This is a genomic window from Buttiauxella sp., assembly GCF_049686335.1.
GTDB lineage: Bacteria > Pseudomonadota > Gammaproteobacteria > Enterobacterales > Enterobacteriaceae > Buttiauxella.
Map to the genome: position 1 here is coordinate 223,585 of NZ_JBAVHX010000004.1, position 25,446 is coordinate 249,030.

Here is a 25,446-nt window from a genome sequence, read left to right on the forward strand (position 1 = left end):
TACACGGGGATCTTTTCAACAAGGGAACAGGGTAAACATGCAAACAACACAAAAAACGGAAGCGGAAAAACACGCGGCCAAACGGCGCTGGCTGAATTCTCACGATTCCGGTTATCACAAAGCGATGGGCAACCGTCAGGTTCAGATGATTGCCATCGGCGGCGCCATTGGTACCGGCCTGTTTTTAGGCGCAGGCGCGCGTCTTCAAATGGCAGGCCCTGCGTTAGCACTGGTCTATCTGGTGTGCGGGATCTTCTCATTCTTCATTCTGCGCGCACTGGGTGAACTGGTATTGCATCGCCCTTCAAGCGGCAGTTTTGTCTCATACGCCCGTGAGTTTCTTGGGGAAAAAGCCTCTTATGTCGCCGGCTGGATGTACTTCGTCAACTGGGCGATGACCGGCATTGTCGATATCACCGCCGTGGCACTGTATATGCACTACTGGGGCGCATTCGGTGATGTCCCGCAATGGGTGTTTGCCCTTTGTGCGCTGGGGATTGTCGGCACCATGAACATGATCGGCGTAAAATGGTTCGCCGAAATGGAGTTCTGGTTTGCATTAATCAAAGTTCTCGCCATCGTGGTCTTTTTGGTCGTCGGTACCATATTCCTCGGCAGCGGTAAAATGCTTGATGGCAACGCGACCGGCTTTCACTTAATAACCGATAATGGCGGATTCTTCCCCCATGGCTTGCTGCCCGCTTTAGTGCTGGTTCAGGGGGTGGTGTTTGCCTTTGCTTCGATTGAACTGGTGGGCACCGCCGCAGGCGAATGTAAAGACCCGCAGACCATGGTGCCGAAAGCGATTAACAGCGTTATCTGGCGTATCGGTCTGTTTTACGTCGGTTCAGTGGTTTTACTGGTGCTGTTACTGCCGTGGAATGCCTATCAAGCAGGGCAAAGTCCGTTTGTGACATTTTTCTCCAAACTCGGCGTGCCTTACATCGGCGACATTATGAATATGGTGGTGCTGAGTGCTGCGCTTTCCAGCCTCAACTCAGGCCTCTATTCCACCGGGCGTATTCTGCGTTCGATGTCGATGGGCGGTTCTGCGCCTAAATTCATGTCGAAGATGAGCAAGCAGCAGGTCCCTTACGCGGGAATTCTGGTCACGTTGGGTGTGTATGTGATTGGCGTGCTGTTAAATTACCTGGTGCCGTCACAAGTGTTCGAAATCGTCCTCAACGTTGCGTCGCTGGGGATTATCTCTTCCTGGGCGTTTATTGTGGTTTGCCAGATGCGTCTGCGCAAAGCGATTAAAGAAGGCAAAGCAGCAGATGTCAGCTTTAAATTGCCTGGAGCGCCGTACACTTCATGGCTGACGTTGTTATTCCTGTTTAGCGTGCTGGTGCTGATGAGTTTTGATTATCCGAACGGGACTTATACCATCGCCTCTATTCCGTTGATTGCTTTGCTGCTGGTGCTGGGCTGGTTTGGTGCCCGTAAACGAGTGCGCGAAATTGCCAGTCAGGTAGATTTCCACCACGAAGAAAGCACCACGTTGAAGGATAAGGGTTAAGTCACTTTGCTTTAAAAAAGATAGCTACGCTTAGATGGGTGGCTATCTTTACCTCCCACCAATCATTCATGCCAACAATTCTTGCCAGAAATCGCCGCCGCATTAACGTTATGTGCCGTTAACACTTTTCAAACATTCATCACAAGTATTAACATATACACTAGAATGTTCCAGATGGTTCGTCTGGAGCGTAAATGCTCCCACCTGTGAAAATGTCTGATGAAAATTGTGCAACATGGAAAGATCTCCCTTCCACTGATACTCGTCCCGGCGCTGTCGTCTTTTGCCCTTCCTGCGCTCGCAGCAGAAGACACGATGGTCGTTACCGCAACGCAAGGGACGATTTCCGAGCTGGATACCCCTGCGGCAGTGAGTGTCATTAATGGCGACGATATGCGTCAGGCCGCACCACGCGTGAATCTTTCAGAAAGCCTGAGCAGCATACCGGGCCTGCAAGTCCAGAACCGCCAGAACTATGCGCAAGATTTGCAGCTTTCGATTCGTGGATTCGGCTCGCGCTCAACGTATGGCGTGCGCGGAATACGCATGTATGTGGATGGTATTCCCGCCACCATGCCCGACGGGCAAGGCCAGACCTCAAATATCGATTTAAACAGCGTTGAAAGCGTTGAAGTTTTACGCGGTCCCTTCTCTGCGTTGTACGGAAACTCCTCCGGCGGCGTGGTGAATGTCACCACCACCACTGGCACGCAGCCCCCGACCTTTGAAGCCAGTAGCTATTACGGCAGTTTCGGTAGCTGGCGCAACAGCATCAAAGCGACTGGCGCAACGGGTGACGGCACCCAGGCGGGCGATGTCGATTACGCCATTTCTGCTTCGCGCTTTACCACTCACGGTTATCGTGACCACAGCAGTGCACAAAAGAATCTCGGCAACGCCAAATTGGGCGTGCGTCTTAACGAAGCCAGCAAATTGACGCTGATGCTCAATAGTGTCGATATTGATGCCAATGATCCGGGCGGCTTAACCGAGCAGGAATGGCATGACAACCCGACTCAGGCACCGCGCGCTGAGCAGTACAACACGCGCAAAACCACCAAACAGACCCAGGCCGGGCTGCGTTATGACCGCCAGCTTTCTGCGGACGATGATCTAAGTATCATGGCTTACGCGGGCGTGCGCGAAACGACGCAATATCAATCGATTCCTGTCGCACCGCAGTTAAATCCGACTCATCCGGGCGGCGTTATCGAGCTTTCACGTCACTATCAAGGAATTGATTCACGCTGGACGCATCGTGGGAATTGGCTGTCCGTTCCGGTGACGTTTACCACCGGTCTTGATTACGAAACCATGTCGGAAAAGCGCAAAGGTTATGAAAACTTTGTGGTAGAAAACGGCTCCACAGTTTTGGGTGAGAAAGGCGATTTGCGCCGTGACGAACGCAATCTGATGTGGAACGTCGATCCTTACCTGCAAACCGCCTGGCAGTTGACTGATAAGTTGAGTCTGGATGCGGGTGTGCGCTTTAGCTCGGTATACTTCGACTCCAATGATCAGTACATCACCACGCTCAATGGCGATGACAGCGGCGATGCGAGCTATCACAAATGGCTGCCAGCCGCGGCGCTGAAGTATGCCGTCACTGACGCATGGAATATTTATACCTCCGCGGGTCGCGGCTTTGAAACGCCAACCATCAACGAGCTTTCGTATCGGGATAATGGCCAGTCCGGTCTGAACTTTGGCTTAAAACCGGCCACCAGCGATACCATTGAAGTCGGTAGCAAAACCCGACTCGGCAATAGCCTGTTGACGGCGGCACTCTTCCAGACCGACACCGACGATGAGATTGTCGCTGACCAAAGTAGCGGCGGGCGCACAACTTACAAAAATGCCGGTGAAACACGACGTCGCGGGATGGAGCTTTCCGCTGATAGCCAGCTTGGCTATGACTGGCGTGTCAAAATGGCGTGGACTTATCTCGATGCAACTTATCGCAGCAACGCCTGTGGTGCCGACAATTGCGAGGGAAATCGCATTCCCGGTATTGCACGCAATATGGGCTACGCGTCGCTTGAATACGCACCACCAGAAGGTTTCTATGCCGGAGCTGACGTGCGATATATGAGTGATATTCAAGCCAATGACGAGAATACTGCCCAGGCGCCAACTTATACCGTTGCCTCGCTGAACAGTGGTTACAAACTGCGTATTCAGGAACGCTGGATGCTGGATGTCTGGGGTCGCGTCGATAACTTATTCGACCGGGAATATGTCGGGTCCGTCATCGTTAATGAAGGGAATGGTCGTTACTTCGAACCTGCACCAGGACGCAATTATGGCGTGGGTGTGAATCTGAGTTACACCTTCCTGTAAGCCATCGTAGCAACAAAAAACGGAACCCTGGGGTTCCGTTTTTTTGCAGCACTGGAGTTCGATTACTCCATTGTGGCGCCACCGTTAAGCTTGAACACCACGTTGACAATCAAACCCTGGCCTGGCTTACCGCTTTCGTAACGCCATTTTTTCATCGCCATTTTCACTTCGCGCTCAAACATGTTGGCAGGCTGCGCAGAAAGAATACTCACGTTACTCACGCTACCATCGGCACCCACATCAAACTTCACGCGGACTTTACCTTCAATGCGTAAGGCATGGGCGCGGCTCGGATATTGAGGCGAATTACGGCTAAGGGCTCGTGGGCCAGTCGCAACCGGTGCAGTCGACGCCACTGGCGCCGTTTTAGCCACAGGTGCCGGACGAGCAGGTGCCGTATTGGTGACAGGCGCAGTCGGACGTGTTTCTACCGGTTTAACTTCACGCTTCGGCTGCTCAACCTTTTTCTCAGGCTTCGGCTTCGGTTTTGGCTTAGGTTTCGGCTCTGGCTTATGAATGACAACCGGCGCTTCTTTCGGCGGCTCAGGAATCGGTTCAGGCTCAGGCTCGGCTACCGGCTCTGGTGGAGGCTGCACAACTTCAGGTTGTGGCGGTTCCAGCTCCGCGGGAGCCACCATGGTGACAGTGATAGGCTGTGCAGGCGATGGCAACTCAATAACCTGATGTACCGAGGTATAGAGCAACCCCGCGACAACAGCACCATGTAGCATAACCGAAAGCGCGGTCGGCCATGGAAAGCGGCGAGGTAAATCAAGGGTCATTGACGTCATAATGGCTTAGGTCTCTTAAACAGGCGTCAATTTTAAATGCAAATAGCAATCATATTCAACAACGCATCGAATAAAGTGACGCATTTAACTGGCGGCTGGCTGAATTTCCCCCATTCGGGACCGCGATTTAACATCTTGTTTATCTTTCAATTGCAGTCTTAGCGCCATTCACTTACCGTATTTTACATACCTCATATCAATAAGGAGTGCTGCACGTGCTGTATGTCATTTATGCGGAAGATAATGCCGACTCTCTCGAAAAGCGGTTAGCTGTGCGCCCTGCCCACCTTGCACGCCTGCAACTTTTACGCGATGAAGGTCGCCTGTTAACCGCAGGGCCAATGCCTGCCGTTGATAGTAATGATCCGGGTGCTGCAGGTTTTACCGGTTCAACGGTGATTGCAGAATTTACATCACAGGAAGAAGCGCAAGCCTGGGCCGATGCCGATCCTTATAACGCTGCGGGTGTGTATAAGACTGTCGCGATTAAGCCTTACAAAAAGGTTTTTTGATTTGATATTAAAACCAATAATATCAATCAAATAAAACATACTTCACTAATAATTTTTAATTAAAGGGCACAGATAAGTACACATTGTATTTTGAAGTGCCTTTTTTATGGTTTCCTATACTTCCTGTATCAATCTGGAGGTGGCCATGTGTGGACGCTTTACTCAAATCCAATCTCGCGACGACTATCTTGCTTTTCTTCTCGAAGAAGCGGAAGAAAACATACCCTATGATCCTGAGCCGATCGGTCGATATAATGTTGCTCCCGGCACAAAAGTTCTTCTACTGAATAATCGTGACGGCACCCTTCACTTAGATCCCGTTCACTGGGGGTATGCTCCAGGGTGGTGGGACAAGCCACCACTAATAAACGCCAGAGTCGAAACAGCGGCCACCAGCCGGATGTTCAAACCACTTTGGAATCATGGCCGGGCGATTGTGTTTGCTGACGGTTGGTATGAGTGGAAGAAGGAAGGAGACAAAAAGCAGCCCTATTACATCTACAGGAAAGACAGGAAGCCGCTCTTCTTTGCCGCGATTGGTAAGCAGCCGTTTGATATGGGGGATGAGGCGGAGGGATTTTTGGTTGTGACGGCGGCGGCCGATAAAGGCATGGTTGATATTCACGACCGTAGGCCTTTGGTATTTGCACCTGAAGCGGCACTGGAATGGATGAATCAAGAAACCGCTGGAGCTCAGGCCAACGAACTGGCTCATGATGCCGCGTTGCCGGCAGATGAATTTACCTGGCATCCGGTAATACGGGCTGTAGGGAATGTGAAAAACCAAGGCGCAGATTTAATCAGAAATATTGACCCTTAATAAGGGCTGTCAGCTTTGAGCGAGGAGCTGACGCCCGCATGAAGCAAACAGGCGCCAGATAATATGAAGTGGAAAGATTACTTAATTCTTTTCCCTGTTTCATCAATGACCTTTTCGCCATCCTCTTTAGTAAAAGAGCCTTTCTGACCTTCAGGGAGAATTTCCAGCACAATTTCTGAGGGACGGCAAAGACGCGTGCCAAGTGGCGTCACTACAACCGGCCGATTAATCAGGATCGGATGCTGAAGCATAAAATCAATCAACTGCTCATCAGAAAATTTGTCTTCATCAAGACCCAACTGCTCATAAGGTTCAACGTTCTTACGCAGTAATGCGCGTACTGCAATACCCATATCTGAAATCAGTTTGATAAGTTCAACACGAGTCGGTGGTGTATCGAGATAATAAATAATGGTTGGTTCGTTACCACTGTTACGGACCATCTCCAGTGTGTTACGTGAGGTGCCGCAGGACGGGTTGTGATAGATGGTAATGTTGCTCATATCAGTATCTCCTTACAAAGTGACAGAGAGCCGCCACGCCAGCGCGGCCAGAGTGACGAACAGCACGGGCAGGGTCATGATTATGCCGGTGCGGAAGTAATACCCCCAGGTGATGGTCATATTTTTCTGTGCCAACACATGAAGCCACAGCAGGGTTGCCAGACTCCCAATAGGGGTGATTTTAGGACCTAAATCGCAGCCAATCACATTGGCATAAATCATCGCCTCTCTGACGACGCCGGTAGCAGCACTTCCGTCAATGGACAATGCACCAATCAGCACCGTCGGCATATTGTTCATTACCGACGACAGGAACGCAGTCAGGAAACCGGTTCCGAACGTAGCAGCCCATAAACCTTTGTTTGCCAGCATATTGAGTACAGCTGAAAGATACTCAGTGAGTCCGGCATTCCGCAGGCCGTTGACGACCAGATACATACCCAACGAGAAAATCACGATCTGCCAGGGCGCATTACGCAGCACTTTGCCGGTATTAATGGCATGGCCACTCTTTGCGACCACGAACAGCACTGCTGCGCCAGCTGCTGCTATCGCGCTGACGGGGATCCCCAGCGGCTCCAGAATAAAGAAACCTACCAATAGGAGCAGCAGAACAATCCATCCCGCCCTGAACGTCGCCGGATCCTTAATCGCATGGGCTGGCATCTTCAGCAGTGAAACGTCATATCTGGCCGGAATATCGCGGCGGAAGAAGAGATGTAGCATGCCCAGCGTGGCAGCAATGGCCGCCAGGTTCACAGGGACCATCACGGTAGCGTACTGTGTAAAGCCCAAGCCAAAGAAATCCGCCGAGACAATATTTACCAGGTTAGAAACAATCAGCGGCAGACTGGCGGTATCCGCGATAAATCCTGCAGCCATGACAAAGGCTAGCGTCGTCGCCTGGCTGAACCCCAGTGCGAGCAGCATCGCAATTACAATCGGCGTTAGTATCAATGCTGCACCGTCGTTAGCAAAGAGAGCTGCAACAGCAGCGCCAAGCAGAACTATCCAAGTAAATAGCAGGCGACCTCGCCCGTTACCCCAACGGGATACATGTAGTGCGGCCCATTCAAAGAATCCGGACTCATCGAGCAGCAGGCTGATGATGATCACCGCGATGAATGACGCTGTTGCGTTCCAGACGATATTCCAGACGACGGGGATATCATCAATGTGGATGACCCCCGTTCCCAGCGCCAGTACAGCTCCAATACTTGCGCTCCATCCAATGCTGAGGCCTCTGGGCTGCCAGATGACCAAGACCAACGTCAGTATAAAGATACTCCCTGCGAGAAACATTTCAGACTCCTTTATATATGTTTATATGCATGTGATTAAACTTATCAGCAAGAAGTACATTCGGATTTTTCCAGCCATTCACGCACATCATCGCGCAGGCACTGCCACGACGTCGTTATTGTTTCACTGGCCCATGCAGGCATATGGGGGGACAGACGATAGTGAATCCATTTCCCTTCCCGACGATCCAGTACCAGCTCAGCCTCACGTAGGATAGCTATATGGCGAGAAATTTTAGGCTGTGATTCAGAAGTAGCCGCGCAGATATCGCATACGCACAGTTCGCCAGACTCTCGGAGAAGCATGACAATGGCGAGGCGGGTTTCATCCGACAGGATTTTAAAAAGCTGAACAGGCTGTAGCATTTTTCACTCCGTTTCCTTTAGAATACACATATGGTATATCATATGTGTTAATTTTTAAATCATCAGACCTCCTGGAGGAGAAAAAAATGGACCACTTTCCTGCACTGAACGCTGATTGCTTCGATCAGCAGATTGCTGAACACCTAAAGCTTCAGGAGCCGCCACGAATTCTGATTCTGTATGGTTCGGTAAGAGAGCGTTCCTACAGCCGTTTTGCAGCAGAAGAAGCTGGACGACTGCTAACCGCGATGGGAGCGGAAGTCAGGCTGTTTAATCCCTCTGGCTTGCCTCTTCCGGATGATGCCCCGGATACGCACCCAAAAGTCGCCGAGCTACGCGAGCTCGTCAGATGGTGTGACGGGATGGTATGGAGTTCCCCAGAGCGGCATGGAGCAATGAGTGCGGTAATGAAGGCACAGATCGACTGGATACCTTTAAGCGAAGGGGCTGTTCGCCCTTCCCAGGGTAAAACCCTGGCGGTGATGCAGGTCTGCGGCGGGTCGCAGTCCTTCAACGCCGTGAACCAAATGCGTATTCTTGGGCGCTGGATGCGGATGTTCACGATCCCCAACCAGTCCTCAGTGTCCAAAGCCTGGCAGGAATTCGATGAGAACGGGCGAATGAAGCCCTCGTCCTGGTATGATCGCATTGTCGATGTCACCGAGGAGCTGTTTAAAATCACGCTGCTGCTCAAGGGGCAAACCAGTTATCTTGCCGATCGCTACAGCGAACGAAAAGAAAGCCATCAGGAGCTTTCATCCCGCGTCAATCAGGACAAAATATAACGTCCTTTCTTAAGGGCTTAAAAACATCCGCTTTTGGCACTCTCCGGCCGTAGCGATGGTATGAAGCCGTTACAGCAAGCCTACAACATGCCGTTATTCAGACCGCAGATTCGTCAGATGGACCCAGGCCTTGTGTATAACGCCGTGCGCGATGGGTTTGATGACGCGGGTCTTATCTACACCACTGACGGGCGCGTAAAAGGCTTTGATTTAAAAGTGCTGCAAGATGATAAGGGCTACTTCCCAAGTTACGCTGTCACGCCGGTAGTGCGTATAGATACGCTGGCAGCCAATACAGGCCTTGAAGAAGCGTTTGATACCCTCTCCGGTCTGCTGAACAACGACGTGATCTCCACTCTGAATGCCAAAGTGGATATCGACCATCAAACCCCACAGCAGGTTGCGCCTGAATTCCTGCAACAGAAAGGTTTGCTCTAAGGAGGCACCATGGAAACGTTGCACTATATGATTGATAACGCGGGATATCTCGGCAGTCTGGTGCTACAGCATCTGTGGTTAGTATTAATGGCTGTGGGTCTGGCGATTGTGATTGTTTCTTCATCGTCGTCAAGTCATGGGGTATCAGATGTGTGAGCTAAAAACCCTTTCGCATCACCAGTAATCCATCAGAAAGTAGCCTAATTGGCTGCTTTTTATTTAACTTATGTTCTACAAGTCTTCAGTTTATAGCTAAATTTCACATATCCATCTGTTTTAGAAGAATCTTTTTACAGAAAACGGAATTTGCTTTCAGATAACTTCATGAACTAACAGAGAATACGCTTTTTTATGAGTACTTCTGCGAACATATCTGCTTCAATTCGTGAACCATTTCCCATGGTAATCGCATAACCAAGGATATCAAACTTTAGGGATAATCTGATTGCCCTCTTGAAGAACCATTAAATATTGGTAGTATTTGGATACACCAATTTAATCAGAACAGATACCACTTAGGGCGGTAGCTGTGGATAGAAATCTAAAAGGAATGGAAAATGTCTGAACGTTCTATCACAAGAGTTGAGCTAATCAATCTTGCTGATGAGTTCACAGAGGAACTTACTGAACTTTTTTTAGCTCTAGGAAAAGGAATATCCAAAAATGATTTAGATAGTATCCATAAATGGTTTCGTTACCATTATAGAAAAACTAACAACTTAAACGAAACTAGACGCCTTACCGCCCAAGAAGCAAGAAATGTGTTGGGGTTGACAAGTGCTGACAAATTTCCAGTACCTCACAAACGTAGGTATGAAGTTAGTGTAAAATCATTGCAAGATTTGTTGACTCAAAAATTAGGTGAATTGGACTTCAGCAAACCCCATCCATCGACACTTCAGCAATCAAATACAACATCAATAGGTCTCTCCAAGTTAACGAGGGAAGAAATAGCGGAGCGCCTTGATGTTTTAAGACAGCATAATACTGCCGAACAGAAATCATTTTCTGTTGAGCTTAAAAATACTTCAAAAAATTACTCTCCATATTATGACCCTTTATGGAAGCCATTAGGTCACCTTGAGGAATTGCCAGTAGGTAATGAAAATGGGTTTTATGATGACCACCTTCCTAAAATGGCAAGTTATACAGTTACAGTTAGAGATGCTCGCCAGCAGAAAAGCTTTTCTGACTTAGTTTATGAAAATTGCTTTGGAACTTGTCTAATTAGTGGTTTTACAGACAGGAGGGTGTTGGATGCTGCACATATAAATGAAGTAAAAAAAAATGGCAGTATGCATTATACAAATGGACTTATTCTAAGGGCAGATCTTCACCGAGCATTTGATAAAAGCATCATTGGAATCAATCCGTATAAATTAACCATTCACTCTAAAGTATCTGACTATCAAAGTTTTGAAGGTAATGAACTGAAACCAACTAAAACTGCAATCAACATTGAAGCTTTGATTGAAAGATGGGAAATATTTAACGAACCTTAATTATTCACGGTTAAGCCTCTGCCTAGCTATTGAAGAAAGCTTTCTTTCAGCTAACATCATGGCCTCAGTACCTAACGCATGAAAAAGGGTAGAGTCACAAATTAATAACACATTGTTTTGCAGTAGGCTGTATAGACTTATGAAATTGTTTATTCTACTAGACTGTTGGACATAATCTTCCATGATGCCCCATCCATGTTTTATCACGTTAACATTCCTGCTGCTTAACACCAGTCCATCAAGTAAACCATCATTAACAATTCATCTGAAAGTAATGTACTTTTATTTGAACAAAAATCACACAAATAGAACATAATTTATACAAGCCAATAATTTACACATAAACCCCACCACATAGTGTTTGCACAAGTTATTATCATTTCTGGGCATGGCTTTTTTAAATTCATTGTTTATGTTTATTTACTTCTCTATCAAAAAAAGAATAAAATGATTACATATGCGATCATTTTCCTTAAAAAATATTGGTATGTAGATGATTAATCAAACAGTAATTACACATTTAGAATGGCTATGGTCAATTTTCGATATAAAATTACTATCCTTCATTGCAGCTGGTTTCACTATTTACTTTGGAACTCAAAAGCTCACGCAAAAAATAAGTGTGAGCTATCATATAACATCTTGCCGACTATATGAAACGAGAATAACCAATCTAATTCTTGCAAACAAAAGAGATAATACAATAACATTTTCGAAAATATATATTAAAATTAATGAGCAAAGCAGAGGGAGTTTGGTTGACTTAAAAAAACCCATCATCCTCAAGGCATATGAAACCATTGATGTTGACGTACCTCTTTACACAACATTATCTGTTCGGCGAGATAATGTTGAAATTTCATTCACTGATAACATAACTTTTTATTTATTAACAACATCAGGAAAATTAATAGAATGTGAAACAGAAGTTAGTGGTCACATAGAAACTGAATACCCCATCATCACTAAAAATATTTTGACGTTACGTGGTGTGCTTTTAACTAATAAAATGAGCTATGTTTTTTTCTATGTTAAGAATGGGAAGGAGCTGCATTGCATATTAGATTGGGCATATATGATACATGTGGACAATCCCTTTAACGGTAACGTTTTTGAAAATTTCACCCCAGAAATACTTAAAGACATCTTAATTAAAGACGGTTATCACAACCAGTTTGAACAATACATTCTTTATAAAGTTAACGAGAATTTATCTTGCACTCGCATTTTCAGTAAGGAATCCGTTTCAAAGCATAGTTCTAATATGACTCTGCAAAGAGGCACCTCACTTTAATAACTATATCTCTTTAAAAAAGCAGCGTGTTACAATTGTTTTTCTTATTCTCTGGAAATGGACCGAAGAAAATATTATTTGGTCCGCTGCAATTGTTTCAATCTGATTTTAATCTCCCGCGAATCTGATCACAGCGTCGTATAACGGGGCGATAGCAATTCCTTTTTCATCTGCTACTGTTGCTGTATGCCCTGCCTAGCTAGATGACCGGACTATGGTCCTGCTGCACATTCACAATCGTGAACGTTACCTTGCCAATAATGACCACCTCATCCAGCGCTTCGCCCTCTATCGCCTCACCATCATCTGTAATGAATGCACTACCCTGAATGCGCGCGAACTGAGAGTTTCCACAGAACTGAATCAGCACGATATCTCCCTGCTTCGGCCGTCGTGATTTACTGAGAAGAACATAGCCATCTTCAGTAGTGACTGAGCACAGTGTCGCCAGGGGTGATGCTGCAGAAATCATTAACATTTAAACGTGTATGAACGTAATCCGCTGCCGGAGAGGGGAAGCCCATTACATGATCCTCCCCATGTTCATCAGAAAGTAGACCTTGTCCTCACCTTCGTGATCTGTGAAGTCGCGGAATGAATGCTGATAAAACTTAATCCATTTATTGGCCTGTTGCAGTGACCAGTAGTGATTGAGCTTTGCCAGTTCTGCAATGAAGTCCCGTGTTGAAACGACACGGCCCCGTTTTGGATCTGACTTGATGGCTTTTATGAATGCGACTGGAATGTCACTTTGACGCGGCATGATCCCCCCCTTAAATATACTGTACACTTAAACAGTATAAATTTATTAAAGGGGAGATCAAGCGAACCGGCATGGCGGGTGGGTAGTGCGTTGAGCTACAGGGATGAAAGGGCTTTACTGATGAAGGGATTATGGGTTTTGTAAATATCTCCTGATTGATCCCACCGGTCTGTTTCGTGTTCGGACTTACGCAATCACTGCCGAGTTTTTGACGGTAATGACCCCGCCATTCTGTGCGGTTTTGACCTGTACCGAACCGCTGTCACGCGTGTTCTGAGAAATCAGATAACTCGGTGTGTCCACTGTGCCGCCGGAGTTCACACTCGTCAGGGCAGTCTGCGTTCCCACCGTTTCACAGTTCACCAGCCGCACAATGCAGCTCGGGCCGAATGCCGAAAACCCACCATTCTGATTCTCTGACTGGCAGCCATGGCAGGTGATTTCCGTGTATCCGGTTCCCTCTCCTTCAACCGGTGCCAGCACCGCGCCAAACCCGAACGACTTACCATTGACCGCCGCGACGGGTTGCAACAGGCCGTTCTTACGCGCATGCGCATTAAAGACGCTGACCTTTGCGCCCAGCGCCGCCACAATCCCGTTTGCCCCGTTGTATTCATACAGGCCGCCATGCACCCACTCATAGCAACGCTCATGCGGCGAATAGCCGTCATCGTAGTTATCGTGACAGTATTCATCGAATATCATTGCGACCGACTGCACCGGCGGGACAGCACCGACACTTCTGGCAACAGTGAGGCTGTTATGGGAGTTAGCGCCATCGTTGCCACTGGCGGCCACCTCACAGTTACGGCGTATGCCGCGCGTGCTGCCCGCCATAATACCGCCCTCTGCAGCGCCCCCCAGCACATAACAGTCATTCAGTTCATAGCTGTCAAAGCCAATTAAACTGGCGTAGCAATACCAGCCCTCGATGTGGTTGAGTGTCAGCGAATTTCCCGTCCCGGTACAGCTGACAAACGAACCATCAGGGATGACGTATGTCTTTCCCTCGGGAGTGCCACTGGCAGGCTCAGTGATATAGAGGAGTTTTGCCGTCGCATCGTAGAACCAGGACGGTTTCTGCGCCTGGTCCAGTACCGACAGCGAGGCAACCGGCCACAGCCGGGTGGATGGCAGGCGGTGTGTGCGCCCGCGCTGCAACGGGTGACGTTCAGCCGGTGAAATTTCCCCTTCCGGCACACCGTCCAGGAACATAAAGCGATACGGTGCACTTCCGGTCCACGGCACCTGCCATGTTTTTGTGGTCCCTGCTGTCTTAGTCCAGCCGGCGGTAATACGATTCCCGCGAATAATGCGCACCCGCGCCATCGGCGCAGCCTCAGCCGTGTAGGTCTGGTTGCCGGTCAGACGAATAACGGCATCATCACCGTAATCACCCGCCAGATAAACCACCTTCCCCGCACTGCCCAGCTTCGCCGCGGCAGCCGCAAAAGTCCGGAGTGGTGCATCCTGTTTACCGGTTGCTGTGTCGCTTCCTGTAGGGGATAAATACACCGTCCCGTAACCCGAACCGGAGCTGGTACCGGCTGCTGCACCGTGACGGAAGGCGCTGGATGGCCCGCCGCCAATGAAGAAATTACTCATCAGGATATCGCCGGAGCCGGCGATATAAATGCGGAATGATTTTGCAGCCGGGTCAATCACGACCCCATCGAAACTGATTTCCGTATCGCTTTTGATGAGCATGCCAGCAGGGAAAGAGAGCGTGCTGCGGGCCAGTTCGTTCGCTGCAGAACTTCCGTCAATCGTTTTGTACTGGATAAGCAGAATACGCAGCTGCTGGGTACCGGCAGTTTTTGATTTGATGTTTGCACTGACTGATATCGTGCCGGCGTCAATTTCAGTTCTCAGTATTGAGCGCGTGAAATACCCGACCGCATCGACAAATTTCAGTGACGCGACATCGCTCGTCACGACGCGGGTCGGAACGGGAGCCGTCCAGAAGGTATTAATGTCGTTAAATGCTTCATCGGTATACACGTTCGGGAAGATCCGCTCCAGCAGCCAGCCCTGTCGGGAACGGCTGTTCTGAACCGAGGCCGTAATAAACGGGCTGGTATAATCGAACACCACGCGGCGATATGGTGGGCGGTAATACGCCAGTCGCCCCTGGCAGAGCATGATGTTATCGAGCGTCACAGAGTGAGCGCTGTCCGAGACAGACCAGTACACAATCACACTGTCGCAGTTTGCCGCGATATCCAGCGGAACATTCACCTGATAACCGGTGACTGCGGTGAGCGGATACCGGGTTTCAGTGCGTGAAATTTCCTGCCCACTGGCATCAAGCTGAATAACAATGCTGCGATCGTTCTGTCGGCTGTTCGGCGTCAGGGATAAAATTCGAAACGAGAACAACGCCTGCCCCGGATTTATTCCAAGCCCGCCCAGGGTTATCTGATACTGAATGAAGGCGAGGTTTGCGTCTTTGCTGGCGAGACTCAGCGCCGGGCGATCAGTCACGCTAACGACGGTGCTCAGTGCATTCGCAGACTTATTATAAAAGCCCCCGGCTATATCCAGCTGAGTCCGGCCGGACGCTGGCGCGGTGGTGATCAGCGCGTAGTTGTCGTCATACCATTTATTTGGCGTGCGGAAAATTTCGCCCAGGCCATCGGTGTCTGATTTCAGTTTATCGAACGCCGCTTTACCCACTGCCTCAGCAACATCAATCGCAGTACCGTTCGCGTTCCGGTAATAGATAAATGAGTAATCGGACCCACTGCCCTGCGGCACGCGGAAATATTGCTTGTCCGTCGTCCCGGTCAGGCCGCTGGCTATGCTGTCAAATGTGAAACTCGCGGTATCGAGAGAGGCAACGATGTCGTCGATTTCATCATTAATGCCAGCGATTGTCCTGTGCTCACCACCAAGGCGGTCGATGTAGCGCTTTGCGCTACCGGTTGTGAACTGGTCGATTTTTCCGATATTAAACTTCAAATCCTGCGGTGCTTCACTCGGAACAGGGTTCTGGGTAGGTGTAGTAGCCATAATTTTTCCATTAAAAAACCCGGCACAATGGCCGGGTTAGCACGGGATAAGGTTTGCTCAGGAGTAAATCAGATCACTGTATTCTCGAGCGGTAAGCGCGGTAGTTCCGTCAGTGCCGGGGGTCTTGTCGGTGATTTCCCACTGAGTGGAATCCAGCTCCTCAGATGTTGCGATGAAGTACCGTGACGGTGACTGCACGTCCATGCCGTCATAAATGTTGAGTTCGATATCAGGAATGGACGCATTAAACCCGAAAGCGGTATCCGTGAGAGACTGCACCGGATAGCGAGCTGTCGGCATGCCGAGATAGTCCGTGACAACCACAAACATTGAGCCGGTGAAATTAATGCGTTCACTGGTTTCAAAATCATTGCCGATCCGCGAAACGATATACCCCGATTGCTGGTTGGTGTCGTAGGTGTCCACAATCTGCACCATGTTGCCAACGTTCACCCATTCACCATCTGCAAGGGCTGTGATGCTCATTGCCATGCGTGAATAGATGAGTCGTTTGCACTCCCGGAGCGCTCTTTCATCAGCCTGGAAAGCGTCACGGATATACATCATCTCGAATTTCTTCGCTTTTACAGGCGCACCAGAGACGATGGCACCATTCACTATCCGGTACCGGATGAAATCCTGTTTGTTTGTTGACGGGTTGCGGAACTGCACCTCCACTCCATCGAAGCCGCCAGGCAGCGTCATGTCGTAGCTCAGCGAGTAACCGGCCTCGACAGTGTTGTTACGGTTGAATACCGTAGCCGGACTTGTTCGTTTCTTGTCACGAACAAACGACATCACCCCATCATCCCAGAATGCCGTCACGCTGGCCGCGTCGCAGATTGCTTCCAGCCGCGCACCGAGTGATACATCCTCATCGTCGAAAGTGTAATCGAAGCGCCCGAGTCGCGGGTCGATTTCATCAATTTCAGCCTGAATCTGGTACAGACCGTACAGGTCAATATTGCTCTCCGGTTGCCCTCCCATAACGAGCCATGTATGCGCCGCCGCATCTGCAAATCGGCGTGATGGCCGCAGCGTGTAATCCACTGACTGCGTACTCAGCGAGTAGCTGATGGTATGGCGATTAATCAGCGCGTTGTATTTCAGTTCGCGACCGGTAGAGTTCTCCGTCGCGCTGACTTTGATGATGACCGTTGTGTCATTGGGATGGCTGACGTTAGTCCTGACGTTGACTGCATGCACTTCCTCAACTTCGAGCTTGCTTGAGTCGCTGGAGTTATCCGTCCTGTGGAAGGACAATGAATAGCGCCCCCGACCGGCAGCAGGTGTGATTTTGTCAGTCCGGTAAAACGTCTCGCTGTTGTAATCGTGAGGAGTCGTTTGCCGAAAAGTGAATGTCTCAGTTGTGCCAGGTACCTGACTGTTATCTTCATTCACTTTCCAGATTTGCAGTTGCCAGTTCGTTTCACTGTTGCCGCCAAGGGCGGAACTGGTATGAACCCAGAGCTGATCGGAATCGATAGGCGAAAAGAACGGACCAACTGTCAGAGCAGCGTTGTCATTCAAAATGAATTTAGTGGTGTTGATCGTTGCCGCTGCGATATACGGGACACTGGAGCCATTGATAGTATCAAATGTAAAAGTGTAATAAGAAACTGGGTCAGTTACGGCGCCATCATCAGATTCTTCGGCACTAATCAGATTAGCAAACAGTGTCACATCTTCGGTCTTTGTGCCGCCAGTTACCGGATAGGTGATGTTAAGAATGAAAGAAACGGCATGTGGCAATGCCAGGCCCATAAAATAGTCAAATTCATCCTGCTTAACGATCTTCACTGCAATCTGACCGCCTGCGTAATTGCCGCTAATCATTGTTGATGCAGTCGCTGTCTCGACAGGGACGCCAGTATCCTCGTTTTTACCCGGCACCTCCTGCCCGTCTACATCGTCGAACTCGTACCCTTCATAAACAATGGGTATCACATCGCCAGGTTGGTGAATTTTGTATGAAGCGCCCGCCATTGAACCAACGTTAGTCTCTGAATAACGCATCTGGCTGATACCGTACTTACCCACGCCGAAGTTCATGAACTGAGTGACCACTTTCTTGTTGTTCACGTATTCGAAAATAGCCTGTTGGATCAGGTCGGGATACGCACGAATCAGGCCGTAGTTATCAGGCCTCGCCTCACCGTTACGGGCGATGTTGGTTTGCCCTTTCAGGCTGTTATTCGGTGATGTCTTGCTTTGCCCTGCAGCTCCGCCAGCATTAGGCTGCTTAATGAAAGAGCCCATCACCTTTTGCGTAAATTTTATTGGGTTGAAGTGTTCAAGGGGGTTGAGAAGGGTTTTAGCCAGACCGCCATCTTTTGGCTGGTCAAAGATGATAATCCGGTCATCGGCATGGATGGTAAAATCCGCATCATCATCATCCTGCAGTTCTCGCCCGTTAATGATGGCCCGAACATCAGAATGTACACCTGCAGCTTCAAACCACTCGCTGAACGTCGCCCCCACTGGCACCTGCACCCGTTGCTTCGGCAGCCCCGGCACCCTCTGTATTTCGATTACCGGCATACGAGTAAATCTCCGTCCTGGTAAATAATTTCTGGATAGTTCGAATCTGGTCAGAACGGACGCTGCCATTTTCACCGCGGCTATGTAGTGCCCTGCCATCGACAATCAGTCCTACATGCACCGGCTGCGCGCCGTAGTACGCGATGAAAATATCGCCGTCGCTAAAGTGTTCCGCCCGACTCCAGTACACGACTTCACTATCAAAGCACGTTATAAAGTCCTCGCCTGCTTCGTAGTCAGGCGAGTGGTGCAGCTCAATGCCGAGAACGTGCCGGTAATAGAGAATCACCAGGCCCCAGCAGTCTGACGCATCGAATGTGCAGGCGCGGTTATGCCAGGGTATGCCAATTACCCTTTTCAGAAATTCAGATTTAGACATTTTTTAGACCAGTGAACTCTTCGACGTTGTACAGCAGGCCAATGTTGGCATTGAGCGGGTTCTTGATTGTCAGTGACACGGTGACGTCATTGGCATCCAGGCTGATGTCGCTCACGAACAGCGTCCACGCCTTGAGCGGAGTATTCATATCGGCGGCATCAAAACGCTGACGGGTAAACTGAATTGGCTCAATACGTCCGTACGCCTTCCACTGCTTAAGTTGCTGTTTAAAATCCGACGCCATGCGGCTGAATTTAACGGTTGAGGCGACAATGGGTGTGGAACTCTGCTGACTCTCTGCGATTTCCATCCGGCAAGGCTGATAAATCTTCCCGGCAAAAGTCTTGGGAAAGACCTGACCGGCAACGAAACGGATGTACCCAAATGTCGTGCTGTAGATGGTGATTGTGTCGTAGAGGATTCTATTCGGGCGACGGCTTTTGATTTCTCTGAATGTCGTCATTATGGCGCCCCCGGTATATCCACAGTTACGATGACATCAAGGAAGCCACCCGTCCCCGGCGGAAACTCAACTATCACGTCTGCATACTGGTCATCAGAATTGTTTAATTTCCTGCTGATAACATCGCCTGACCATGTGAATAGCGCCCCAGACTGAGTCCAGGTTGGTTGACCAATAAAATGTAGCTCCTGCATCTCCGCTTGACCGTTATCACCAGAGCCTATGCCAACCGGCATGTTGAACCACTGATTACCGTTATCCAGATATAGCGGACTACGAACCCACTGCATGAATGCACGGTGCTGATCCCGAGTGAATATCCATGTCAGGGAGAATCCGGTTTTCAGGTCGTCAGTGAGCTTCTGGAAGATTGGCACGCCGACTTGTGGCAAATCGGTGCGAAAGCCGGTATCAGGCTTAGGTGTTTTCGACTTCTGGGCCAGCGGTAGCCAGTCCGGGTAATCAATTGCCATTTACCTTTCTCCGGGCAATAAAAAACCCGCCGAAGCGGGTTAATGTTTATATATCAGTTTGAGTTAATCAGCCCATCCTGACTTGGTGTTTATTGCCGACTCAGCCATTGTGTATTTCTCAACAATGTCATCTTTAAACAAGATGGTCAGCTCTTTCTTCGTGCCGCTAGTGCCGTTATGGAACAGGCCGTAGAAGGGGATGAATGTCTTTCCATCGACCTTCACCTTGGCAAACGCATACTTCCAGATTTCCTTCCCACCGTCAGTGAATGAGACATTCTCCGGGGAGCCAAGCATGGTCTTAATCTGTGCTTTCGTAGTCGAACCTTCTTTAATTTTCGACTGCATGCTTGATTCTGTTTCTTTTTGCAGGCGCTTATTCCCGGAAGATGCGCAACCGACCAGCAGCATAGCCACCATGGATGCGACCAATAATTTCTTCATATCCCTGTCCCTTTCCCTATCCCAAAAGTAATATTTTGTTACATGGTATCAGAGAGATGGCGCAAGGCAACGCAAAAGACACACAATTGAACAGGTTATTCTCAAAGTGCTTCCTAGTGACGTACAGCCAAAAAACCAACAGCCCACCTGAGTGGGCTACTCCATTGCTCTTGGGGTGGCGCTTGTGTTCCGCGTTACAGCCTGGCGCATTGGGCCACCCTGGTCCATATCAGCAATGAACGCCTGAATTGTGACCATATTTCCATTCTGCGTTGCTTGTGCATCAAAGCTATGACTATTTGACGAGTAATCATTGAACTGAATGGAGACTTGTATTTGCCCGCAACTTCCACCCTGCATATCCTTGTTACTGATAACCTTCCCGTTATCTCCGGGGATCATGAATTGCTTACCGCTGCTGGCTTGGTAGATTTCAGGCATACCACCTTCGCCTACCTGGTACATTGAGCCAGCCGATACCGGCCCACCATTCTTACGCTTTCCAGACAATGAGCTTGATAGCGCCATTGCAGCTATAACTGCGCCAATACCGATTGCAGCCGCACCACCAAATGAGCCAATTGACGCTACGATAGCCGCTGGAGTCCATGCGGTAGTTGTGGCTGCCGCAGAAGACACGCTCGCTGCCGTTGTGGTAGCAGTACCTGCTACGGCTGCGGAGGTCGTTGCTGCTGTGGCTGCTACTTGCGCGGCACTACCAGTAACCGCAGATTTAATCCACTCAACTCCCATCTGCATGAAGCCATTGATAAGACTATTGAGTGCATTGCTGGCTAACGAACTCATAGCTTCTTCGGCTGTCATGCTTTGCGTGATGATCCCTGTGAAAGCATTTGAGGCGTTACCAGCCAATGACTCAAATCCAGCAGCCAGAACCTGATTCGCCTGGCTCTGGTTTTTGAATAATTCCCACTGCGCCGCGATGCGTTGCTGCTCATAAACTGTGTCGAGTGCGTTGCGTTGAGCCAGTGCGTTCTGATGAGTAATTACACCCTGCTGTTCGAACTGTTGGATTTGCGCTAACTGCTGAGCGTGCTGATTTGCCAGTTCCTGGACCGGATCAACAGTTCCGGCTGCTTGTTGTTGCGGAGTTACCGCCTTACCAGCTTTTATTTTAGCTAGATTAGTCTGATGCTCTTGCTCAATGCGCTCCGACTCACGACTGTATTGCTCCTGTGAAATGAGCAATTGCCCGTTAGCATCCTTCGCCCCCCTAAGCATTTCGAGTTGGGATTTCTGAGAGGAGTAATCAGCATCTTCTTTCAGTTCCGGGATAGTATTTCTGGCCTTGATTGCAGCGGAGGTATCCCAAATAGCAGCGGCGTAATCCTTGACCTGTTGGATTTGCTCGGCTGACGCAGACTTCCCAAGTGATTGTTCAGCGCGCAGTATCGCCTGCTCTCGGCTAAGATCCTGAGTTGAGCCTGCCGCCAACTCTGACTGTTGTTTCAGATTGGCGAGTTTTTCCGCCACTGATTCAGCCCGTGTTGCAGCCTGTTTCCCGGATGAAGCGGCCTGATCCGCTGCTTTCTTTTGCGCCCTCTGCGCTTCAATGGAATCGTATTCGGCGGCGGCTCGCTCACGTGCCAGACGAACGTCATTATCGTTACCGCCAAGCTTACGGATCTCCTGCTCAGCTTTTAACTGAGCACGCTTACGCTCATTCAGTTCACCTTGTAATTCAACTTGAGAATTAAGATTATCGAGGTAATCCTGTACTCCCTTCGGGCGCTCAATCTTAATACTTGATGAGTTGAAGTTATTTTTCTCATCAGCTGCAAACTTGAACATTTTACCGAGGTTATTCATTAAGCCTGCAGTAACTCCAGCAACTTCACCATCACGGCGCAAAAGTTCAATACCTTGCAACAACGTCCCATTAAGTTGGGCGCGTAACAAACCTACGCTGCTGACTGTCTGGCTTAGCTTCCTTTCCGCTGCATCAACCTTTCCAGCTTGTACCGACAACTTACGATTAATTTCCGCATAATCCTCCGCTACAGCGGCAGCACCACGTATTTGAGCTGCCTGCTCTATGAAGGTTTTGCGTTGGGCAAGCTCATCATATTCTTGTTGCAAACCTTCAATAGCTACGCGCTGGTCAATGATTGACTGCTCTGCCTTTGCGATATTTGCCGCAAGTTGCGTCGAATTCATTTCCTTCATTTTTGCCAGCACCCCATCCAAGGAGTCAGCAAACTCTATGCTTTCTTGTCTGGCTTGTTGAGCTTTCTGGCAGAAATAAAAGATTGCAGCACCAGCAAGCATAGCCGCCCCGGCTGGCCCACCGATTAATGCAAGAGCACCACGCGCCATACCCATGGCCACTGAAGCATTACGCGCAGCAGTTGCTGCCGTGTTTTGGGCTGCGGCTTGTGCAATTTCGGCCTGAGCAAGGCTAAGTGAAGAATTTCGAGCAGCAGTCTTTGCGGCGATCAAGTTGTTGAGAGCTATGGTCTCAGCAGAACTCCCTCGGGCTACGTTGTATTCAGCCTGAGCAAGATTTAAAGCGGATGCAGCAGCTTCTTTGTCTGCCAGAGTTTTTCTTACCAGTGTATTGGCTTGAATCTGTATTGCCTGTGCAGCCTGCGCTTCCGCTACGGCCTGCTGTTTACTGGCAGAAATGCTTTGAAATTTTGCTGTTGTTGCCATCGCAAGAGCGCCAACATACCGCGCCCCCATAACTCCAGCGAATATCATCGCTGCCGATGTACTGGAATCGATAACACCTTTCATCTGCTCGGCGTTATTGCCAAACGCAAGCATCCAGTCAGCAGCTTTGATTAATCCATTTGTAAACTCCTGCAATGCTCCTGTTTGGTTCTCAAATGAAACCAGAATTGAAGTAATTGCTGTGCGTAAACGAACAGAAGCATCAACCAAGTTATTAGACATTCCGGCAGCTGCAGCACTATTTTCACTGAGTGACTTTCGAAGACCTTCAGTGAGCTGGCGAGAGGTCAGTTGCCCAGCAGCCCCAAGGGCTCGGATAGCAGCCGCTGACTTGCCACTCGCCGCAGCAATGTCATTAATCACCGATGGAATGGCAGTGGTTAGGGTTTCCCACTGGTCGGCGGCAACCTTCCCAGTGTTTACAGATTTTGAGAATGCATCAATGGCGGCGCCAGCTCGATCTGCTGAAGTCGCATTTTTAACAAAGGCATATGACATTGAGTCCTGAACATCCATAGCCTCGCTTGTCGAATAGGCCATGCTTCGCAGACTATCAGCTGTACGTATGTAGAGTTCCTGCGCTTCCTGCAGTGAGCGGTAAGTCCCATTCGCTGTATCAAGAAGACGTTTCTGAACCATCTCGAACTCGGACTGACTCGCTGTCGCCATCTGTACGCGTTCAGCCATTTCCTGGTATTTCTGAACCATGTCAGCCATTTCACGCAGGGCAGTGGCTGCAATAACTCCTTTGATAGTTGTGGCTAATTTCGACAGTCCAGTATCAAGGTTTTGAGATGCTCGGTTAGTTTTATCAAAGCTTTGCTCCATACTATCGAGCGCGCGGTCTGCTTGTCTCTGACCTTGCAGGAGCGGCGCGACATCAGCGCCTACTTCGTAGTAAATTTCACCAACATTTGTGGACATCCGCTTTCTCCGGGCATTAAAAAACCCGCCGGAGCGGGTGATCATATTTATGCTTCTTTTGCCAATCGACGCTTACGCCTTTCGAAGTATTGATCGGCTTTCGAGTCGTATTCTTCCTTGGTATATCCCTTTTCAGCGGGATATTTATCAGAAAGCATCAACTGGAATTCAGTCATGGTTAACTCTACCGCCTCAGTCTTTGTCATACCGAAATGATTTCTAGCTGACCTGATATATTCAAAAGCGTGAAACTCCCTGGTGGCTTCACCAGTTTCATGTCGTTGAAGTTTCCTGACTTTGGCCTTACCAATAATTCCGTGGACAATCAAAGACTGTGCAATCAGGACCATATTAGCCAGCGGCATTGCTCCCTTTTTATAAACGAACGTCCATTTACCCGTTCGCCCGGGGATAATCTCGCCGATTAATTTTGTCAGATCACTGTCACAGCAAGCGCTGATCACAGAAATAGCAGCCATTATTGCTGGCTTTGCGGTTTGCTGTCTTGAGATATAACTTATCAACCATTCTGGAATCTCCCCGTAAGCATCCATTGCACGCTTTAATAGGGGGGTAACTTCATCATTATGCAAATCATAAAAGGCCCTGACTATTTCCTCAGGATCTCCAATTCTCATCATTGCTCGGAATGAGGGACGCAGCAGATACTCAGTCTCTCCAATTGCAATCGAACATTCGCCTATTTCTTTTATAGGGTTCATAGCTACCTCATAAACAAATTCAAGGGCAGACTCGCTGCCCTTTGATTTGATTAAACGGTAACGGTGACGGTATGAGTTGCTAAGAACTCGCCATCCACCGTCCTGACGGTAATTAATGCCGTCCCGGCAGTTGCGCCAGATGGCGCAGACACAGTTACAGTATTACCTGCAAATGCTGCTGTCGCTCGCGAGGGAACTGAGGACGACACTGTAAATTGCCCGTTGTCTGCATCTACCGGTGCAACAGTGACCGCGAATGCTGTACTGGACCCTGCCGCAATAGAACTGGTAGTTGGGGTGAGTGTTACACCTGTGACCGGGATATCAGAGTCTGCTTCAATGATTTGGAATGTATTGCCGTCATTAAGTTTCAACTCTGCGCTGTACGTAACAATTTCTTTAACCCCGCCACCGTCGCTCAGGCCAGAGGCGACCATGTACCCAATGTGATAGAAGTCGCCCCAATGAAATCGCATCCATACAGTTGGTTGGCGGCGTGCACGAACTTCATCAACCACGTACTTCACAAACTGTTGAATTCCAAATTCGTCAGAACGGTCGTTGGTACGCACCTCACCATCAATGGAATACGTAGGATCAAGACTTGCAATCATGGTCGCGGTAAAGCCCCCATCATCTGCATCTGATGTTAACGTTTCAGGATTGAGATCCCATGTTGCGGAAGTAGGCAAACCTAACAGCTTCCACTCCCCCTCTGCCGGCACGGTATCGGGGCAACCATATGCCAACTCAAGCGTCTTAGCTCGACCAATAAGGCGATCAAAACTGGTTGGGCAACCTTGCATAATTACTTACCTCTTACTTTAGAAATAAAAAAGGCCGCCATGGCGACCTTGTTT

The 25,446-nt window shown here is 49.1% G+C and carries 21 protein-coding genes and 3 pseudogenes; 9 read left to right on the forward strand and 15 right to left on the reverse strand.

Features of this window, described 5'->3' with window-relative positions; genetic code table 11:
- Positions 1-37: 37 nt before the first annotated feature.
- Positions 38-1,519, forward strand: coding sequence for an L-asparagine permease (ansP, locus tag WBL83_RS01345; protein ID WP_424587454.1), 1,482 nt, complete (start codon positions 38-40; stop codon positions 1,517-1,519).
- A 219-nt stretch (positions 1,520-1,738) separates the two neighbouring features.
- Positions 1,739-3,859, forward strand: coding sequence for a TonB-dependent receptor PqqU (gene pqqU, locus WBL83_RS01350; protein WP_424587455.1), 2,121 nt, complete (start codon positions 1,739-1,741; stop codon positions 3,857-3,859).
- Between the two features lie 62 nt (positions 3,860-3,921).
- On the opposite strand, the gene tonB is transcribed toward pqqU, so the two are convergent.
- Positions 3,922-4,641: a TonB system transport protein TonB gene (gene tonB / locus WBL83_RS01355; protein ID WP_424588013.1), complete on the reverse strand. Its 720-nt coding sequence runs from the start codon at positions 4,639-4,641 to the stop codon at positions 3,922-3,924.
- Positions 4,642-4,865: 224 nt separating this feature from the next.
- On the opposite strand from tonB, the gene WBL83_RS01360 reads away from it, so the two are divergent.
- Complete coding sequence (locus WBL83_RS01360; protein WP_424587456.1) at positions 4,866-5,162, forward strand: YciI family protein; 297 nt, start codon at positions 4,866-4,868, stop codon at positions 5,160-5,162.
- 145 nt (positions 5,163-5,307) lie between these two features.
- Positions 5,308-5,982 (forward strand): SOS response-associated peptidase, encoded by a 675-nt coding sequence (locus tag WBL83_RS01365; RefSeq protein ID WP_424587457.1) that lies wholly within the window; start codon positions 5,308-5,310, stop codon positions 5,980-5,982.
- A gap of 77 nt (positions 5,983-6,059) precedes the next feature.
- Here the strand turns inward: WBL83_RS01365 and arsC are convergent, their stop codons facing one another.
- The 3 genes from arsC to WBL83_RS01380 are packed head-to-tail and all read right to left on the reverse strand — an operon-like array spanning position 6,060 to position 8,152.
- Positions 6,060-6,485, reverse strand: coding sequence for a glutaredoxin-dependent arsenate reductase (arsC, locus tag WBL83_RS01370; RefSeq protein WP_424587458.1), 426 nt, complete (start codon positions 6,483-6,485; stop codon positions 6,060-6,062).
- 12 nt (positions 6,486-6,497) lie between these two features.
- Complete coding sequence (locus tag WBL83_RS01375; RefSeq protein WP_424587459.1) at positions 6,498-7,787, reverse strand: arsenic transporter; 1,290 nt, start codon at positions 7,785-7,787, stop codon at positions 6,498-6,500.
- A 44-nt stretch (positions 7,788-7,831) separates the two neighbouring features.
- The gene (locus WBL83_RS01380; RefSeq protein WP_424587460.1) at positions 7,832-8,152 is read right to left on the reverse strand and encodes a transcriptional regulator; all 321 of its coding nucleotides are present in this window, start codon (positions 8,150-8,152) and stop codon (positions 7,832-7,834) included.
- Positions 8,153-8,238: 86 nt separating this feature from the next.
- Here WBL83_RS01380 and arsH point away from each other — a divergent pair, with 86 nt between their 5' ends.
- The 5 genes and pseudogenes from arsH to WBL83_RS01405 all read left to right on the forward strand — a co-directional run bounded on the left by arsH (position 8,239) and on the right by WBL83_RS01405 (position 12,171).
- Positions 8,239-8,937, forward strand: a complete 699-nt coding sequence (arsH, locus tag WBL83_RS01385) for an arsenical resistance protein ArsH (RefSeq protein WP_424587461.1) — start codon at positions 8,239-8,241, stop codon at positions 8,935-8,937.
- Positions 8,938-8,970: 33 nt separating this feature from the next.
- Positions 8,971-9,375: pseudogene (locus tag WBL83_RS01390) on the forward strand (glycine betaine ABC transporter substrate-binding protein); the annotation flags it as partial.
- Positions 9,376-9,384: 9 nt separating this feature from the next.
- Positions 9,385-9,489: pseudogene (locus tag WBL83_RS01395) on the forward strand (choline ABC transporter permease); the annotation flags it as partial.
- Between the two features lie 443 nt (positions 9,490-9,932).
- Positions 9,933-10,877, forward strand: a complete 945-nt coding sequence (locus WBL83_RS01400) for an HNH endonuclease (RefSeq protein ID WP_424587462.1) — start codon at positions 9,933-9,935, stop codon at positions 10,875-10,877.
- 493 nt (positions 10,878-11,370) lie between these two features.
- Positions 11,371-12,171: a hypothetical protein gene (locus WBL83_RS01405; protein WP_424587463.1), complete on the forward strand. Its 801-nt coding sequence runs from the start codon at positions 11,371-11,373 to the stop codon at positions 12,169-12,171.
- A 199-nt stretch (positions 12,172-12,370) separates the two neighbouring features.
- On the opposite strand, the pseudogene WBL83_RS01410 reads toward WBL83_RS01405, so the two are convergent.
- The 11 genes and pseudogenes from WBL83_RS01410 to WBL83_RS01460 form a co-directional block, all read right to left on the reverse strand.
- A pseudogene (locus tag WBL83_RS01410) lies at positions 12,371-12,695 on the reverse strand (LexA family protein).
- Positions 12,695-12,934: a DNA polymerase V gene (locus WBL83_RS01415; protein ID WP_424587464.1), complete on the reverse strand. Its 240-nt coding sequence runs from the start codon at positions 12,932-12,934 to the stop codon at positions 12,695-12,697. The pseudogene WBL83_RS01410 and the gene WBL83_RS01415 overlap by 1 nt, the downstream one beginning before the upstream one ends.
- Positions 12,935-13,120: 186 nt before the next feature.
- Positions 13,121-15,946, reverse strand: coding sequence for a hypothetical protein (locus WBL83_RS01420; RefSeq protein WP_424587465.1), 2,826 nt, complete (start codon positions 15,944-15,946; stop codon positions 13,121-13,123).
- A gap of 57 nt (positions 15,947-16,003) precedes the next feature.
- Positions 16,004-18,487, reverse strand: coding sequence for a host specificity factor TipJ family phage tail protein (locus tag WBL83_RS01425; protein ID WP_424587466.1), 2,484 nt, complete (start codon positions 18,485-18,487; stop codon positions 16,004-16,006).
- The gene (locus WBL83_RS01430; protein ID WP_424587467.1) at positions 18,399-18,866 is read right to left on the reverse strand and encodes an NlpC/P60 family protein; all 468 of its coding nucleotides are present in this window, start codon (positions 18,864-18,866) and stop codon (positions 18,399-18,401) included. The genes WBL83_RS01425 and WBL83_RS01430 overlap by 89 nt, the downstream gene beginning before the upstream one ends.
- The gene (locus WBL83_RS01435) at positions 18,859-19,329 is read right to left on the reverse strand and encodes a hypothetical protein (protein ID WP_424587468.1); all 471 of its coding nucleotides are present in this window, start codon (positions 19,327-19,329) and stop codon (positions 18,859-18,861) included. The genes WBL83_RS01430 and WBL83_RS01435 overlap by 8 nt, the downstream gene beginning before the upstream one ends.
- The gene (locus tag WBL83_RS01440; protein WP_424587469.1) at positions 19,329-19,802 is read right to left on the reverse strand and encodes a hypothetical protein; all 474 of its coding nucleotides are present in this window, start codon (positions 19,800-19,802) and stop codon (positions 19,329-19,331) included. The genes WBL83_RS01435 and WBL83_RS01440 overlap by 1 nt, the downstream gene beginning before the upstream one ends.
- A 63-nt stretch (positions 19,803-19,865) precedes the next feature.
- Positions 19,866-20,246 carry a hypothetical protein gene (locus WBL83_RS01445; RefSeq protein WP_424587470.1) on the reverse strand — a complete coding sequence of 127 codons (381 nt, stop codon included), beginning with the start codon at positions 20,244-20,246 and terminating at the stop codon, positions 19,866-19,868.
- A 156-nt stretch (positions 20,247-20,402) separates the two neighbouring features.
- Positions 20,403-23,909 carry a tape measure protein gene (locus WBL83_RS01450; protein WP_424587471.1) on the reverse strand — a complete coding sequence of 1,169 codons (3,507 nt, stop codon included), beginning with the start codon at positions 23,907-23,909 and terminating at the stop codon, positions 20,403-20,405.
- Positions 23,910-23,911: 2 nt separating this feature from the next.
- On the reverse strand, positions 23,912-24,586 hold the full coding sequence (locus WBL83_RS01455) for a DUF6246 family protein (protein ID WP_424587472.1): 675 nt from the start codon (positions 24,584-24,586) through the stop codon (positions 23,912-23,914).
- 50 nt (positions 24,587-24,636) lie between these two features.
- Positions 24,637-25,392 carry an Ig-like domain-containing protein gene (locus tag WBL83_RS01460; protein ID WP_424587473.1) on the reverse strand — a complete coding sequence of 252 codons (756 nt, stop codon included), beginning with the start codon at positions 25,390-25,392 and terminating at the stop codon, positions 24,637-24,639.
- Positions 25,393-25,446: the final 54 nt, after the last annotated feature.

What these genes read in the sequence shown, in the direction of transcription:
- tonB (WP_424588013.1), bottom strand. Translation starts at nt 4,641, where the DNA reads ATGACCCTTGATTTACCTCGCCGCTTTCCATGGCCGACCGCGCTTTCG.
- WBL83_RS01440 (WP_424587469.1), bottom strand. Translation starts at nt 19,802, where the DNA reads ATGGCAATTGATTACCCGGACTGGCTACCGCTGGCCCAGAAGTCGAAA.
- WBL83_RS01400 (WP_424587462.1), top strand. Translation starts at nt 9,933, where the DNA reads ATGTCTGAACGTTCTATCACAAGAGTTGAGCTAATCAATCTTGCTGAT.
- WBL83_RS01450 (WP_424587471.1), bottom strand. Translation starts at nt 23,909, where the DNA reads ATGATCACCCGCTCCGGCGGGTTTTTTAATGCCCGGAGAAAGCGGATG.
- WBL83_RS01380 (WP_424587460.1), bottom strand. Translation starts at nt 8,152, where the DNA reads ATGCTACAGCCTGTTCAGCTTTTTAAAATCCTGTCGGATGAAACCCGC.
- WBL83_RS01460 (WP_424587473.1), bottom strand. Translation starts at nt 25,392, where the DNA reads ATGCAAGGTTGCCCAACCAGTTTTGATCGCCTTATTGGTCGAGCTAAG.
- WBL83_RS01430 (WP_424587467.1), bottom strand. Translation starts at nt 18,866, where the DNA reads ATGTCTAAATCTGAATTTCTGAAAAGGGTAATTGGCATACCCTGGCAT.
- WBL83_RS01445 (WP_424587470.1), bottom strand. Translation starts at nt 20,246, where the DNA reads ATGAAGAAATTATTGGTCGCATCCATGGTGGCTATGCTGCTGGTCGGT.
- arsH (WP_424587461.1), top strand. Translation starts at nt 8,239, where the DNA reads ATGGACCACTTTCCTGCACTGAACGCTGATTGCTTCGATCAGCAGATT.
- WBL83_RS01425 (WP_424587466.1), bottom strand. Translation starts at nt 18,487, where the DNA reads ATGCCGGTAATCGAAATACAGAGGGTGCCGGGGCTGCCGAAGCAACGG.
- pqqU (WP_424587455.1), top strand. Translation starts at nt 1,739, where the DNA reads ATGAAAATTGTGCAACATGGAAAGATCTCCCTTCCACTGATACTCGTC.
- WBL83_RS01435 (WP_424587468.1), bottom strand. Translation starts at nt 19,329, where the DNA reads ATGACGACATTCAGAGAAATCAAAAGCCGTCGCCCGAATAGAATCCTC.
- WBL83_RS01405 (WP_424587463.1), top strand. Translation starts at nt 11,371, where the DNA reads ATGATTAATCAAACAGTAATTACACATTTAGAATGGCTATGGTCAATT.
- WBL83_RS01455 (WP_424587472.1), bottom strand. Translation starts at nt 24,586, where the DNA reads ATGAACCCTATAAAAGAAATAGGCGAATGTTCGATTGCAATTGGAGAG.
- WBL83_RS01415 (WP_424587464.1), bottom strand. Translation starts at nt 12,934, where the DNA reads ATGCCGCGTCAAAGTGACATTCCAGTCGCATTCATAAAAGCCATCAAG.
- WBL83_RS01420 (WP_424587465.1), bottom strand. Translation starts at nt 15,946, where the DNA reads ATGGCTACTACACCTACCCAGAACCCTGTTCCGAGTGAAGCACCGCAG.
- WBL83_RS01365 (WP_424587457.1), top strand. Translation starts at nt 5,308, where the DNA reads ATGTGTGGACGCTTTACTCAAATCCAATCTCGCGACGACTATCTTGCT.
- WBL83_RS01375 (WP_424587459.1), bottom strand. Translation starts at nt 7,787, where the DNA reads ATGTTTCTCGCAGGGAGTATCTTTATACTGACGTTGGTCTTGGTCATC.
- arsC (WP_424587458.1), bottom strand. Translation starts at nt 6,485, where the DNA reads ATGAGCAACATTACCATCTATCACAACCCGTCCTGCGGCACCTCACGT.
- ansP (WP_424587454.1), top strand. Translation starts at nt 38, where the DNA reads ATGCAAACAACACAAAAAACGGAAGCGGAAAAACACGCGGCCAAACGG.